This window comes from Lentzea sp. NPDC051213 (genome assembly GCF_044455585.1).
Classification (GTDB): domain Bacteria; phylum Actinomycetota; class Actinomycetes; order Mycobacteriales; family Pseudonocardiaceae; genus Lentzea.
The window spans coordinates 61,765-74,735 of sequence record NZ_JBITEX010000016.1 but is presented as its reverse complement, the minus strand read 5'-3'; the positions used below and the strand labels follow the sequence as shown (position 1 = coordinate 74,735).

At 68.1% G+C, this 12,971-nt stretch carries 16 protein-coding genes; 11 read left to right on the top strand and 5 right to left on the bottom strand.

The window, feature by feature from the left end:
• The first annotated feature begins 30 nt into the window (after positions 1-30).
• On the top strand, positions 31-1,167 hold the full coding sequence (locus tag ACIA8G_RS43575) for an endonuclease (protein WP_396424714.1): 1,137 nt from the start codon (positions 31-33) through the stop codon (positions 1,165-1,167).
• On the opposite strand, the gene ACIA8G_RS43570 is transcribed toward ACIA8G_RS43575, so the two are convergent.
• Positions 1,154-1,600, bottom strand: coding sequence for an NUDIX domain-containing protein (locus ACIA8G_RS43570; protein WP_396424713.1), 447 nt, complete (start codon positions 1,598-1,600; stop codon positions 1,154-1,156). The two genes, ACIA8G_RS43575 and ACIA8G_RS43570, sit on opposite strands and share 14 nt — an antisense overlap.
• 10 nt (positions 1,601-1,610) lie before the next feature.
• On the opposite strand from ACIA8G_RS43570, the gene ACIA8G_RS43565 reads away from it, so the two are divergent.
• Positions 1,611-2,669: a DNA polymerase IV gene (locus tag ACIA8G_RS43565; RefSeq protein ID WP_396424712.1), complete on the top strand. Its 1,059-nt coding sequence runs from the start codon at positions 1,611-1,613 to the stop codon at positions 2,667-2,669.
• Positions 2,670-2,700: 31 nt separating this feature from the next.
• Positions 2,701-2,916 (top strand): hypothetical protein, encoded by a 216-nt coding sequence (locus ACIA8G_RS43560; protein WP_396424711.1) that lies wholly within the window; start codon positions 2,701-2,703, stop codon positions 2,914-2,916.
• A gap of 4 nt (positions 2,917-2,920) precedes the next feature.
• Here ACIA8G_RS43560 and ACIA8G_RS43555 read toward each other — a convergent pair whose 3' ends face one another.
• Positions 2,921-3,670 carry a class I SAM-dependent methyltransferase gene (locus ACIA8G_RS43555; RefSeq protein WP_396424710.1) on the bottom strand — a complete coding sequence of 250 codons (750 nt, stop codon included), beginning with the start codon at positions 3,668-3,670 and terminating at the stop codon, positions 2,921-2,923.
• Positions 3,671-3,744: 74 nt separating this feature from the next.
• Between ACIA8G_RS43555 and ACIA8G_RS43550 the strand changes: the two genes are divergently transcribed.
• The 4 genes from ACIA8G_RS43550 (at position 3,745) to ACIA8G_RS43535 (ending at position 7,816) form a co-directional block, all read left to right on the top strand.
• Positions 3,745-4,572 carry a hypothetical protein gene (locus ACIA8G_RS43550; protein WP_396424709.1) on the top strand — a complete coding sequence of 276 codons (828 nt, stop codon included), beginning with the start codon at positions 3,745-3,747 and terminating at the stop codon, positions 4,570-4,572.
• A 156-nt stretch (positions 4,573-4,728) separates the two neighbouring features.
• Complete coding sequence (locus ACIA8G_RS43545; RefSeq protein WP_396424708.1) at positions 4,729-4,908, top strand: DUF397 domain-containing protein; 180 nt, start codon at positions 4,729-4,731, stop codon at positions 4,906-4,908.
• A 171-nt stretch (positions 4,909-5,079) separates the two neighbouring features.
• Entirely contained in the window at positions 5,080-5,943 is an 864-nt protein-coding gene (locus ACIA8G_RS43540) for a helix-turn-helix domain-containing protein (RefSeq protein WP_396424707.1), read from the top strand.
• Positions 5,944-6,223: 280 nt separating this feature from the next.
• Positions 6,224-7,816 (top strand): toll/interleukin-1 receptor domain-containing protein, encoded by a 1,593-nt coding sequence (locus ACIA8G_RS43535; protein WP_396424706.1) that lies wholly within the window; start codon positions 6,224-6,226, stop codon positions 7,814-7,816.
• Between the two features lie 33 nt (positions 7,817-7,849).
• On the opposite strand, the gene ACIA8G_RS43530 is transcribed toward ACIA8G_RS43535, so the two are convergent.
• The gene (locus tag ACIA8G_RS43530; RefSeq protein ID WP_396424705.1) at positions 7,850-8,731 is read right to left on the bottom strand and encodes an SRPBCC domain-containing protein; all 882 of its coding nucleotides are present in this window, start codon (positions 8,729-8,731) and stop codon (positions 7,850-7,852) included.
• 3 nt (positions 8,732-8,734) lie between these two features.
• On the bottom strand, positions 8,735-9,046 hold the full coding sequence (locus tag ACIA8G_RS43525; protein WP_396424704.1) for an ArsR/SmtB family transcription factor: 312 nt from the start codon (positions 9,044-9,046) through the stop codon (positions 8,735-8,737).
• 86 nt (positions 9,047-9,132) lie between these two features.
• Between ACIA8G_RS43525 and ACIA8G_RS43520 the strand changes: the two genes are divergently transcribed.
• Entirely contained in the window at positions 9,133-10,269 is a 1,137-nt protein-coding gene (locus ACIA8G_RS43520) for a PLP-dependent aminotransferase family protein (protein ID WP_396424703.1), read from the top strand.
• Positions 10,266-10,892: a class I SAM-dependent methyltransferase gene (locus ACIA8G_RS43515; protein ID WP_396424702.1), complete on the top strand. Its 627-nt coding sequence runs from the start codon at positions 10,266-10,268 to the stop codon at positions 10,890-10,892. The genes ACIA8G_RS43520 and ACIA8G_RS43515 overlap by 4 nt, the downstream gene beginning before the upstream one ends.
• On the opposite strand, the gene ACIA8G_RS43510 is transcribed toward ACIA8G_RS43515, so the two are convergent.
• Positions 10,889-11,302 carry a PPOX class F420-dependent oxidoreductase gene (locus ACIA8G_RS43510; protein ID WP_396424701.1) on the bottom strand — a complete coding sequence of 138 codons (414 nt, stop codon included), beginning with the start codon at positions 11,300-11,302 and terminating at the stop codon, positions 10,889-10,891. The two genes, ACIA8G_RS43515 and ACIA8G_RS43510, sit on opposite strands and share 4 nt — an antisense overlap.
• A 102-nt stretch (positions 11,303-11,404) precedes the next feature.
• Here ACIA8G_RS43510 and ACIA8G_RS43505 point away from each other — a divergent pair, with 102 nt between their 5' ends.
• Positions 11,405-12,097 carry an SDR family NAD(P)-dependent oxidoreductase gene (locus tag ACIA8G_RS43505; RefSeq protein WP_396424700.1) on the top strand — a complete coding sequence of 231 codons (693 nt, stop codon included), beginning with the start codon at positions 11,405-11,407 and terminating at the stop codon, positions 12,095-12,097.
• Complete coding sequence (locus ACIA8G_RS43500; RefSeq protein ID WP_396424766.1) at positions 12,097-12,888, top strand: helix-turn-helix transcriptional regulator; 792 nt, start codon at positions 12,097-12,099, stop codon at positions 12,886-12,888. The genes ACIA8G_RS43505 and ACIA8G_RS43500 overlap by 1 nt, the downstream gene beginning before the upstream one ends.
• Positions 12,889-12,971: the final 83 nt, after the last annotated feature.

The following is a 12,971-nucleotide window of genomic DNA, read 5'->3' as shown; positions in this document are numbered from 1 at the left end:
GCACAACATCCACACGATCGGGGAGTGCTCATGACGCGGTGGCATCCACTGGCGTTGGTCATCGGTTTGTTGGCGGCGGTCGGCCTGTACGGGTCGACCGCCGCTGTCGCAGCAGCTCCGCTCACCGTCGCTCAGGCGATCGCGACCCAGAACGGGTCGTCGGCGACCGTCCGGGGATACGTCGTCGGCCAGCCCACGGCCACGAACACCGTCATACGTTCGGGCTATCCGAACGACTTCGCGCTGGCGCTCGCCGACTCGGCGGCCACGACCAGCACGTCGAGCATGGTCTACGTGCAGATCCCGTCGGCGTTCCGCGCGTCGTGGGGCCTCAAGACCAACCCGTCGTTGCTGGGCAAGCAGATCGACGTGACGGGCTCGTTGAGCGCGTACTTCTCGCACCCCGGTCTGACCTCGTCCACGGCGTTCGCGTTCGCCGGCACAACACCGCCGCCGACGACGACAACACCGCCTTCGACCTGCACCGGCTACTACGCGGCGGCCTGCAACAAGACAGGTTCGGCGTTGAAGACCGCCCTGAACGGCATCATCCGCACCCAGACCAAGCTCAGCTACGACCAGGTCTGGGACGCGTTGAAGGTCACCGACCAGGACCCGAACAACTCCTCCAACGTGATCCTGCTGTACAGCGGTACTTCACGGTCGAAGTCGCTGAACGGCGGTGACCCGGACGACTGGAACCGCGAGCACGTCTGGGCTCAGTCCCATGGCGGCTTCGGCACCGCCGTGGGCCCCGGCACCGACCTGCACCACCTGAGGCCCGAGGACGTGACCGTGAACGCGGTCCGCGGCAACCTGGACTTCGACAACGGCGGCAACCTGACGCACCCCGAAGCTCCCGGCAACACCTACGACACCGACTCGTGGCAGCCTCGCGCGGCCGTGAAGGGTGACGTCGCGCGCATGTTGTTCTACATGGCGGTGCGCTACGAAAGCGGCGACGGCATCGACCTGGAGCTCAACAACTCGACGTCCAACGGCTCGTCGCCGTACCACGGCAAGCTCTCGGTGCTGAAGCAGTGGAGCGCCGAGGACCCGCCGGACGCGTTCGAGCAGCGGCGCAACCAGCTGATCGACGACAGCTACCAGCACAACCGCAACCCGTTCATCGACCACCCGGAGTGGGTCGGCTCTATCTGGCCGTGAGTCGTTCGAGGAAGGGGCGCTGCGCGGAGACGATCTTCGCGCTCGCCTCTTCCACGCTGAACCACTGAACGCGGTCGACCTCGGGGAACGACTTCTTCTGCCCGGACTTGGGCGGCCACTCCATCTCGAACGTGCCCGGCGTGACGGTCTCCGGGTCGAGGTCGCCTTCGAGCGCCCACACCGTGATGACCTTGCCGGAGCCCTTGGCCTCGCCGAGGGGAATCAGCTCGCCCTGGGGGACGGGGAGACCGAGCTCTTCCTCGAATTCGCGCCGTGCCGCGTCCTCGGGCGTCTCGTCGTCGGTGTACTCGCCCTTCGGCACGGACCACGCGCCGGCGTCCTTGCGGGCCCAGAACGGGCCGCCCATGTGCCCGAGCAGCACTTCCAGCTGCTGGGTCCTTCTGAAGAGCAGGATTCCGGCCGACCGTTTCATACTGACCAGCATGGCGGACTGGGTCCTGCACGTGGACCTCGACCAGTTCATCGCGGCCGTCGAGGTCCTCCGCGATCCGTCGTTGCGCGGCAAGCCCGTGGTGGTGGGCGGCAACGGCGATCCGACCGAGCGCGCCGTCGTGGCCACCGCGTCCTACGAGGCGCGCGAGTTCGGCGTGCACTCCGGCATGCCGCTGCGGACCGCGTTCAAGAAGCTGCCGGACGCGATCTTCCTGCCCGCTGATCACGGGTTGTACGACGCGGCGTCGGCGGACGTGATGGCGGTGCTGCGGTCGTTTCCGGTGGTCGTCGAGGTGATGGGGTGGGACGAGGCGTTCGTCGGGGCCTCCGTCGACGACCCGTTCGAGCTGGCACGGTCGTTGCAGGCCGGCGTACTCGAGAAGACCGGCCTGCACTGCTCTGTGGGCATCGGCGACAACAAGCTGCGCGCCAAGATCGCGACCGAGTTCGGCAAGCCCGCCGGTGTGTTCCAGCTGACCCAGGAGAACTGGGTGCAGGTGATGGGGCACCGGCCGACGTCCGCGCTGTGGGGCATCGGCACGAAGACCGAGCGCAAGCTGGCCGAGCTCGGCCTCTCGACGGTCACGGACCTGGCGACGGCCTCGGTGGACGCGCTGGCCGCCCGGTTCGGCCCGCGGATGGGCCCGTACTTCCGGACGGTGGCGCTCGGTGCGGGCGACACGGTCGTGAGTGCCACACCGTGGGTCGTGAAGTCACGCTCCCACGAGAAGACGTTCCAGCAGGACCTCACCTCGATGGAGGACATCCAGCGCGAGGTCGTGGCGCTGGCCCACCAGGTCGCCGCGGACGTCGTGGCCGAGGGCCGCCCGGTCGTGCGCGTGGGCGTGAAGGTGCGCTTCGTCCCGTTCTTCACGAAGGTGCGGCTGATGAAGCTGCCTGCGCCGACGTCGTCAGCGGACGATCTCGCGTCGGCCGCGCTGACGGTGCTGGACCGCTTCGAGCACGGCCGCGCCGTACGTCTTCTGGGGGTACGCGCAGAATTCTCTGCCGATGATGTCGAACCAACCCCGTCTTCTTCGACGTACTAGTAAGTACACGCTTTACCGCAAGGAGAAGAAGATGACCGCCTCATCGCTCACACACCGCGACCGAGCAGTTCTGAGAGCAGTCGCCGACGGCCGCTGCGAGATCTCCGGAAGCGCCCTGCTCGTCGACGGCCTGTGCTGTGCCGACCAGTTCGCCGGACTGCGCCTGACCTCGGCCGGCCTGATCAGCACCCGTCCCGGCCCCGCCGCGCTGACCTCGGCCGGCTACGAGATCCTCGACGCGGCCTGAATTCTCACTTTCTGGGGATCTCGTTCTTGCGGAAGATTGACATCAGGTACCTGTTGGCGAACCGATAACCGCCGTCCGCGGTTCGGAACGGTTCAGTGACCACCCTGATCTTCTCCGCGACATTTTCTTCGCCCTCGCTCTCGATCAGGCGCTGGATGCTGCCTGCGCTCAAGAGGGAGTGCAACATCGAGTTCTCGTCGGGATGTTCCACCGGAATGTCGATCGTGAGTTTCTCGTGCGGCTCGGGCGTCCGCGCCCGCCGCCGCCCGCTCGGACCCCGGATCGCCCGCGCGATGACGAGGATGTCGCTCGCGTCGTCGGGATGCCAGTCGCACACCACCACGTGGTCCCGGCTGACCCGGACCGCCTCCGCGAACGCCGCTTCGGGATCAGCCGCGAAGAACAGCGCGTTGAACGCCGTCACGACGTCGAACGTGCCATCCTCCCAAGGCAACGGCCCCAGCGGCCACACGCGGAACTCGGCCTGAGGGGCGGTGCCGCGGGCCAGGGCGATCATGGCCTCCGAGATGTCGATCCCGGTGGCCCGCGCACCTGCTTTCGTTGCCTCGGCGCAGAACTCGCCGCTGCCACACGCCAGGTCGAGCACGCTGGTGCCGTTCCCGATACCGGTGTGCTCGATCGCCTTCCGCCAGGCGGGCATGGACATCCGCGCGCTGTGCGCGGCCCGTTGCCCGGCCTGCCGGCCCCAGAGCTCGCCCTCGCGGATCGCCTTGGTGTCCGGGTCGTCGGTCATGGCCCGACCCTAACCAGGTGATCTACCGGCGCGCTCGCGGAAATCCGCTGGCCGGTACGCGGACCATGGTGCACATGGGTGCCTTGTCACGAGTGCTGCGATCGGTGGGCGGCGAGGAAGCGCTCACCGGGCTCGAACGGTTGTCCGGCAGCGACCTCACCACGCTGCTGCTCGCATTGGTGCGGCGCCGCTCGGCGGGGTTGTCGGGGGCGGATGTGTTGCGCCAGTACCGTTCCGATCGCTTCGTCGCGCCGTCCTCCGTGCCGTTCGAGGTTCTGCGGGCGGCGGAGGACCGGTTGCTGGCCGCGTTGCCGGAGACGTTCTCCGTGCTGGGGCTGGCTCCGGTCGCCCCGCTCGGGACGTGTTCCGCGGTGGCGGAGATGGACCAGAACAACGTGCTCTCGACGGTGCGTGGCACCGAGGTCGCGGCCGACCCGACCAACGCGCTGGCTCTGGAAGCCGCCGTGCGCAGGCAAACCGGTGCGGACGACGTGCGGCTTGCTGCGGTGCAACGTGTCGTGCGGGCACAACGTTTCTCCGGAGCCGGGCGGTTCGCGCACTTCACGTTGTTCGCTGCCGTGTCGGCCGGACGGGATCGCGGCTCGCTTGCCTTCGAGCGGCAGCACTTCGCCGAGCACGTCGAGTTTCTGCGTGCCGCGTGCGGTGACGTCGAGTTCCGCGTGACCGTGCTGGATCCGCGGTTCGAGGTGGTGCGGGGTGACCTGCCCGCCGACCCGTCGCGGCACACCGGCTACTACAAGGGCTTGTGCTTCAAGGTTTTCCGCGACGGCGTGGAAATCGGTGACGGTGGTTTCACCGACTGGACGCAGCGGCTGATGGGCAACCGCAAGGAGCGGTTGTTGATCAGCGGAGTGGGCGTCGACCGCCTCGCCACGCTCTGATTCCATGCCATACCAACAAGTTCTGCTGCCCTTGTCCTTGATATGACACCTTTCTGTCCACTGGGAGGCGCACCTCTGGCGGTGTCTCGATCAACTTGCCGGACCTAGTCTCGGGTGTGGCCTTGTCGGGTCGGGGACCTTGCCGGGAGGGCGACGATGGCGGCGGAGCTCAGGTGGAAGCGCAGCTCGTACAGCACTAGTGAAGCTGCTGCATGCGTTGAGTGCACCGGTGACAGCCGAGCAGTGCGGATCAGAGACTCCAAGAACCGCTGTGGTCCGCAGCTCCGCGTTGCGACAGCCGGCTGGCGTGCGTTCCTGGCTCTTGCTCGTTCGTGAGTGTGCCGAACGGGTGATGCCTCCACTCGGATGGCGTCAAAGGTTTGATCAACAACGCCTCGGGCTGCTATCTCTCTCTTCGAAATCTGGCCAATTGGTTGACATCAGTATGGAACCCCTCCAATTGGCCACTATCATTCTGCTACCTAGCAGATTGAGGGAGGAGGGGTGTTGCCCCGCAAGGAAAGTCCCGTCGTTCTGCAGAAGCGCCTGCTCGCTGAACTGAGGCAGACGCGGGACGGACTCGGTCTCAGTCAGCAGGCTGTCGCGGACGCGATGGACTGGTCCGTTTCGAAACTGATCAGGATTGAAAAGGGGGAGAACAAGATCTCCGTCACCGACGTGCAGGCGCTGCTCTTCCACTACGGCGTGCGGGACGACGCCCGTGTCGCCGAGATGGTGGGGATGACCAGGGCGATCCGGCAGTCGAAGTCGGCGTGGATGGAGAAGTACCGGGGCTCGTTCACCGAGCAGTTCGCGAAGTTCGTCGAACTGGAGACCGCCGCCATCCGCATCCGGCAGCTTCAGCTCAACGTCGTCTCAGGACTGCTGCAGACTCCGGACTACGCGTACGCGCTGGTCAAGAGCTACGGGAGCCCGGACGAGGTCGTCGAACGAGGTGTCGAGATCCGCATGCACCGGCAGGCGGTGCTGGACCCGGACGGTCCTGAGATCTTCATCATCCTCGATGAGTCGGTGCTGCACCGCGTCATCGGCAACGAGGGTGTGCTCCGCAGGCAGTTGCTGCGGATCAAGGAAGTAGCGGCGATGGATCACGTGAAGATCCAGATCGTGCCGTTCTCCGCGGGTGTCCACCCGGCGATGAAGGGCTCGTTCTCGATCCTCGAGTTCTCCGAGGGGGAGGAGGACTTCGCTTTGCTGCTGGAACATCCGGCTCGCGACGAGCTGATGACGTCAGGGCCGGAACTCAAGGAGTACCTGAACCACTTCTTCAAGCTGGAGGACTTCGCTCTGCCCGCCAGCGAGACGCGGAACGTGATCGATCGCCGACTTGCAGAGCTAGGAGGGTCCTGATTCGCAAGGCCGGGCGGGTGGCTGCGCCAACAGCCACTCGCCCGAAGGCAACCACAACCGAACCCCAGTCCCATGAGGCGAGGCGATGTCGCCGTCCGTCAGCGTATGACGTTCGAACCCTGATGAGTGCCGCCATCCAGGTCCCGTTCGGGTGATTGGTCCTCGCCGCACCGATCCAGCGGATCGGCGCGCGACCACACCTGCAGGAGGCGCACCATGTGCAACGACACCAGAAATCGTATCGACCCCCGCTCGGCTCACGACGGGAGAGGTTGCTGCGATGGCCATATTCGTTAGCTACAGCAGTAGCGATGGAGGTCCTGCCGCGTCGGCGGTGGTGGAGGCGTTGCGGGAGCGCGGTTTCGACGTGCTCTGGGACGGCGACCTCAGCATCATCCACCCACTGTCCATTCCGGCCTGGATGGAGACAGCCGTCCGGGACCGGACCGTGCTGGTCATCGTCTCCGACGACTACCTGAGAGCGTTGCTGTCCAACGACTTCGTGGAACGCAGAGGCGTGCGCTACGAGGCGGGGCTGGTGCGGCACAAGATCTACCACCACGGCGGGGCGCACGGGTGCGCGGTGCTGCCGGTCGTGCCGCCGGAGGTCGACGCGAACGCGTTGCCGTCCGTCCTTCAGCAACTGGTGATCCACCGTTTCGATCCAGGCACCCGTCACGGTGAGGAGGAACTGGTGCGCAGTCTCGGTGCTCTTGAGGTGGGGAACGGGGGTGGCAGGATGCGTGCGGAGCCGGAGTGCGAAGGGGTGCACAGGACCCGGTCGGTGCTGGCCGGTCTGGAGGCGCATCCGCTGTCGTCGGAGCAGGCCTACCGGCTCGCGTACGAGCTGGTGGAGAGCGGCGACGGAGATCTAGAGCTGGCCAGGGCGTTCGACTCGGTGGTGGGCGTGGCCAAGGCGCACGGCGACGTGCGGCTGGTGCGGCGGCTCTCGGAGATGTGCCTGCGGACGCTGTCCTCGACGCTGCCGTTGAAGGGCGAGGGGGTGTTGATGGCGAAGGTCCTCATCTCCGGGAAGACGTGGCATCTGGTGCGGGAGCACCGGTTCAGCCAGGCGGCCTCGGTGGCCGAGGAGGGGACGCAGATCGCGAAGAAGTACCGCGACCTGTACACGGTTGCCCGCGGGCAACGTGCTCACGCGCGGATCTTCCTCCACATGGCAACGGAAGCGCTGCCGTACGACCGCGAGTTCTACCTGCGCAACTGCGAGCATCTGCTGATCCTCGCGACCACGCTGTTCCGCTCCATCTGCGGTCCGACGAGCGAGGAGGTCGGGGTGTGCGCCTCGCTTCACGCGGAGAAGCAGTTGCAGCGGTACGAGATGACGCGGGAACGCGCTCTGCTCGTGGCGGCGGTCGAGCGCGCTCAGGTGGCCGAGGGGCTGCTGACGCCGGGCACCGAGCCGTATCAGTGGCTGGCGGTGCTCCAGGCCAGGCTCTGCCTCGCGGCGCGGAAGTACAACGAGGGCAAGGAGTTCGTCACGGACGTCATCACCACCGCGGACTTCCCCGAGGTGGTCGCGAGGTCCCGGCAGGTGCGCGCCGACCTGCTGCTCGCCACCAGGGACAGGGCCGAGGCCGTGCGGGACCTCCTCGTCGCCGAGGAACTGTTCCGCGAGCTCGGGTGCGAGTACGCGGCGGCGTCGTGCTGGTGGACCATCGCGAAGATCGACTCGACGAAGCTGGTCGACTTCCGCCTCACCGCGGCGGACGTCGACCGCCTCGAAGACCTCGCCCCCGATCCGCGCGACCGGCGCCGCGCCGTGCTGGAGCACGAGCTGAGGTCGTCGAAGCGGCTCACCCGGCGGTGCGTGCCGGACTGGGCGTGTCTCGTCGACCGCGTGCAGCACGAATGACGCCTGCCGGCCGGCGGGCTCGGGGTCTGCTGGTCAGCGCTCGGCGTAGCGCTTGGCCAGTTCCTCCTCCCGCTCCGCCGGCCACGGGCAGCGGATCTCGCCCTGCGTCGCCGCGAAGAAGAGCTCCAGGTGCACGTGCCACGCGGCGAGGGCCTCGGGTCCGTGTGCGTTCTCCTGGAACAGCTCGAGCGTGGTGCCCTGCAGTCGCTCGTGCGTGAACTCCCAGCGCACCAAGCCCTTCGGCGTGCCGTCCTGGAGCCATTCGAACTCCAGCAGGTGCGGTGCCTCGGAGCGCGTGATCTTGCCCGGCGTGAGGCCGGGGTGCGCGGCGCGGGCCGGTACCGCGTCCTCGGTGCCCTCGGTCAGCAGCTGCCACACCTCGTCGAGCGGTTTCCAGACCAGGTCGCGGACGAACCGCACACCGCCGGGCTCGTCGGTGCCCTCGTCGAGGCCGAACCTCGCGATGTAGTGCTCGATCCGCGGCAGCCACTCCGTCGGTGGCTCGAACGTCGTGCCGTCGGCGTGGGCGACCAGCGCGTCCAGGCAGACGGCCCAGCCGGGAGCGTCGCGGCCCACGGTGAGCTTGTTGGTCACGACGGCCGTGAACACCAGCAGACAGCCGTCCTCGCGCGGCAGGATCTCGAAGCGCAGCACGTCGGTGAGCCACCGGAAGGCGAACACCTTCGGCGGGTCGGACTCGAGCAACTCCCCGTCGCCGCCGTCGGCGTCGACCGGCGCGTCGTCCGGGAACGTGAAGCGCATCTTGCGACCATCGATGGTCACCTCGGCCGGGAACCAGTGCTTCATCTCGGCCGGCTCCGTGACCACCCGCCAGACCTTCTCCGGTGAGTGCCGCAGCCTGCGCTCGAAGCGCAGCACGGGCTTGCCCTCGATCATCTGCAGTTCGGCGTCCACGGGTCAGTCCCCTCCGATCTCGTCGAGTCGTCGTTCGAGCGCGTCCAGGCTCTTCTCCCACATCGAGCGGTACGGCGCGAGCCAGGCGTCGATCTCGGCCAGCGGACCGGGGGAGAGCCGGTACCAGCGGCGTTGCGCATCGGTGCGCACCTCGACCAGACCGGCCTCGCGCAACACCTTGAGGTGCTTCGAGACGGTCGGCTGGGTGAGCGTGAGGTGGTCGACGAGGTAGCCGACCGGCCGCTCGCGGTCACGCAGCAGGTCGAGGATCTCCCGGCGGCTCGGATCCGCCAGCACGGCGAACGTTGATGCCATACGGGCAATATAGCCCACTCGGCATATACATGCCACTGGGTGAGAATTAGCGTTCTGCACGACCTGGTCCCGGTTAACGTGCGTTCATGCACCGCACCCTCTCCGTGGCCAGCTCCCCGGTGCGCGACCTGCTCGCGCTGACCTCGCGCCCCGAGGTGATTTCGTTCGCGGGCGGACTTCCGGCCCCCGAGCTGTTCGACCTGGAAGGTCTGCGCGCCGCCTACGACCTCGCCCTGCAGGACCGGTCAGTGCTGCAATACGCGCCCACGGAAGGAAACCCGGCCCTGCGCGCGCTCGTGTCGGCCCGCCTGACCGGCCGCGGACTGCCCACCTCGGACGTCCTGATCACGACCGGTTCGCAGCAGGCGCTGACCCTGGTGGCGACGGCCCTGCTGGAACCGGGCGCGGTAGTGGCCGTCGAGGAACCGACGTATTTGGCTGCGCTGCAATGCTTCCAGATGGCCGGTGCCCGCATCGTGCCCGTCGCGAGCGACGCCGAAGGCCTGGATCCCGAGTCGCTGCGCGCCGTCGTGGCTTCTCATCAGCCGTCGATGCTGTACCTGGTGCCGACGTTCGCGAACCCGACCGGCCGCACTCTGTCCGCCGCACGCCGAGCGGAGATCGCCTCGATCGCCGCGGTGCACGACCTCTGGGTGGTCGAGGACGATCCGTACGGCGAGCTGCGCTACCGGGGTTCGGCCGTCGCCTCGCTCGCCTCGATCAGCGAGAAGACCATCTACCTGGACAGTTTCTCGAAGATCGGCGCGCCCGGCATGCGACTCGGCTGGCTGCGCGCGCCCGCGGACCTGCTCCGCACGCTGGTGATCGTGAAGCAGGCCGCTGATCTCCACACGTCCACAGTGGACCAGGCCGCCGCGGCGGCCTACCTGACGCACAACGACCTCGACGCGCACGTTGCCCGGCTGTGCGTCGAGTACGGGCGGCGGCGCGAGGCGATGATCGCGGCGCTGCCTGGCACAGTTCCCTCCGGCACTGTGTGGAGTGATCCGGATGGTGGCATGTTCGTGTGGCTGCGGCTGCCTGGTGATGTGGACAGCGCTGTGTTGCTGAAGGAGGCGTTGCGGCACGATGTCGCTTTTGTGCCTGGGGCGCCGTTCTTCGCTACCGAGCCGGATCATGCGACGTTCCGGATGTCCTTCACCACCAACACCCCTGAGGAGATCGTGGAGGGGATGGCGCGGCTGGCGAAGGTGCTTCGATGAGCCTGCTCGACGACGAGTCGCTGTGGAGTTCCTCGGTCGTCGCGAACTGCGCGATGAACCGCGAACGAGGCCTGGCGAGCTACCGCCGCGAGCTGGGCATCGACCTCCCGCTCACCGCAGGCACCCGCTGGGTGGATTTGTGTTGCGGCTCAGGCAAAGCTCTGGCTGAGGCTGCCCGCGAAGACGCGACGATCATCGGCGTGGACCTCGTCGATCATCACGTGCCGGCACGCCCCGGCCTGAGTTTTGTCGTGGCGCCGGTCGACCGCTGGGAACCCGACGCGCCCGTCGATCTCGTCACCTGCGTCCACGGATTGCACTACGTGGGCGACAAACTGGGCCTGCTGGTGCGCGCCGCGTCGTGGCTCGCGCCAGGCGGCCGGTTGGTGGCGAACTTCGACGTCGCCGGGGTGCGACGCGCTGACGGCACACCGTTCGGCGCCACGCTCACCAAAGCCTTGCGCGACGCGGGCTTCACCTACGACAACCGCAAACGCCGCATCGGCTTCCTTGGCCATGGACAGCCCCGGCTGCCGTTCGTCTACCTGGGCGCCGACGACAAGGCCGGCCCGAACTACACGGGCCAGCCCGCCGTCCACTCCCGCTACGAGGACGAGGACTAGGACACCCAGGGCCCGACGCCGGTCACGCGGTCGACCTTGATGCGCGTGACGAAGCCGGGCGGAGGGTTGTCCATCGGCGGGAACTTCACCTCCGGGCCGAGGTAGACGTGTGCGAGGCGCTGGAGCAGCTCCGGCGCCCCGCCCTCGGTGATGTGCGCGGTGCCGTAGATGACGAGGTACTCCTGCAGGCCGATCTCGTTGATGTGGGACGTTTCGAGGGACAGCACGACGCGGCCGTCGTTGCGGATGTTGCGGACCTTCTGGTGCTCGCTCAGGTGGCCCAGGACGATCTCGTCGCCGTCCAGGCCGACCCAGACGACCGTCACCTGCGGGGAGCCGTCGTGGCCGAGTGTCACGAGGTGGCCGAGCGCGTTGGACTCCAGCACGGTCCTGGCGGATTCGGGAAGCATGCCGGGGACGCTACGCCGGTTCCGGCGGTTCAGCCTGGTCTTGCCAGACCCAGGAAACGCCGGGTCTGGTCCGGGGCCGCGGACACGCGGAACGTGGTGGCCATGAAGACGTTTCTGATCACGGGTGGCGGTAGTGGCATCGGGCTGGCGACGGCGCGGGTGCTGGTCGAGGAAGGCGCGCGGGTCGTGGTGGCCGGGCGTTCCGAGGAGCGGTTGGCGTTGGCGCGCAAGGAGCTCGGCGTCGAGACCGTGGTGGCGGACGTGTCGCGGGTCGCCGATGTCGAGGCGTTGGCGGAGCGAGCCGGTGAGGTCGACGGCGTGTTCGCGAACGCGGGGGTCGGGGTGTTCCGCGAGTTCGGGACGATCACCGAGCAGGACGTGGACAGCGTGCTGGCCACGAACTTCAAGGGCGTGTACTTCACGGTGCAGCGGGCGCGGCTCAAGCCCGGAGCGTCGGTGGTGATCAACGCGTCCTGGACGGTTCATCGTGGGTTCGCCGGTGCGTCGCTCTACACGGCCAGCAAGGCGGCGGTGCACAGCTTGGCGCGCACACTCGGTGCTGAGTTGCCTGGGGTTCGCGTCAACACGGTCAGTCCCGGCTACATCGCGACGGACATGTTCCGGGCCGCTGCGCCGGACGACGAGCCGTACCGCCGGCAGGTGCCGATGGGCCGGCTGGGCACGCCGGAGGACGTCGCGCACGTGGTGGCGTTCTTGCTGTCCGAGCGCGCGGCGTACGTGACGGGGCAGGACTTCGTCGTGGACGGCGGTCTGGTGGAGGCGATCCCGGCATGATGGGGGCTGTGAGCGAACTGGGGGAGTTTCTGCGCGCCCGCCGCGCGACGCTGGATCCGCCGGAACGGGCGACGCGGCGGCGCGTGCCCGGGCTGCGCCGGGAGGAGTTGGCGCAGCTGGCGGGGATCAGCGTCGACTACTACACGCGCATGGAACAGGGGCGCGCGACGAACGCGTCCGACTCGATCCTGGACGCCTTGGCCCAGGCACTGGGCTTGGACGGCGCCGGGCGCGCGCACTTGTACCGGCTGGCGCGGCCCACGCGCGTGGACACGCCGTCGGAGGAGGTGCGCCCGGCGTTGCGGTGGCTGCTCGACGCGCTGCACGGCGTGCCCGCGATGGTGCTCGGCCGGCGGCTCGACGTGCTGGCGTGGAACCCGCTGGCCGCGGCCCTCGTGACGGACTTCCGCGAGCAGCCGAACATGGTGCGCTACCTGTTCACCGACCCGGCCGCGCGGGACCTGTTCCCCGGCTGGACGGACTGCGCGCGGGAGAACGTCGGCTACCTGCGCGCGGACTACGGCAGGCATCCGGACGACCCGGCGCTGCACGCGCTGGTCGAGGAGATGTCCGAGGCCTCGCCGTTGTTCCGCGCGCTGTGGGCGGAGCATCCGGTGCGCGAGCGCGAGCCCACGTTCAAGCGCATGAACCACCCGCAGCTCGGACCGCTCGAACTGGCCGCGGAAACGCTGACCTCGGACGGCGGGCAGGTGCTGCTGACCTACGTGGCCGCGCCGGGCAGCCCGTCGGAGGAAGCCTTGCGGCTGCTGGCTTCCCTGGCCGTCACGTGAAGAGCTCGAGCGCGTCCTGGTGGTACTGACACCGGCCGCCGCCGGTCGCCACGGTGCAGGGCGTGCCCTTCTTCGTGACGGCA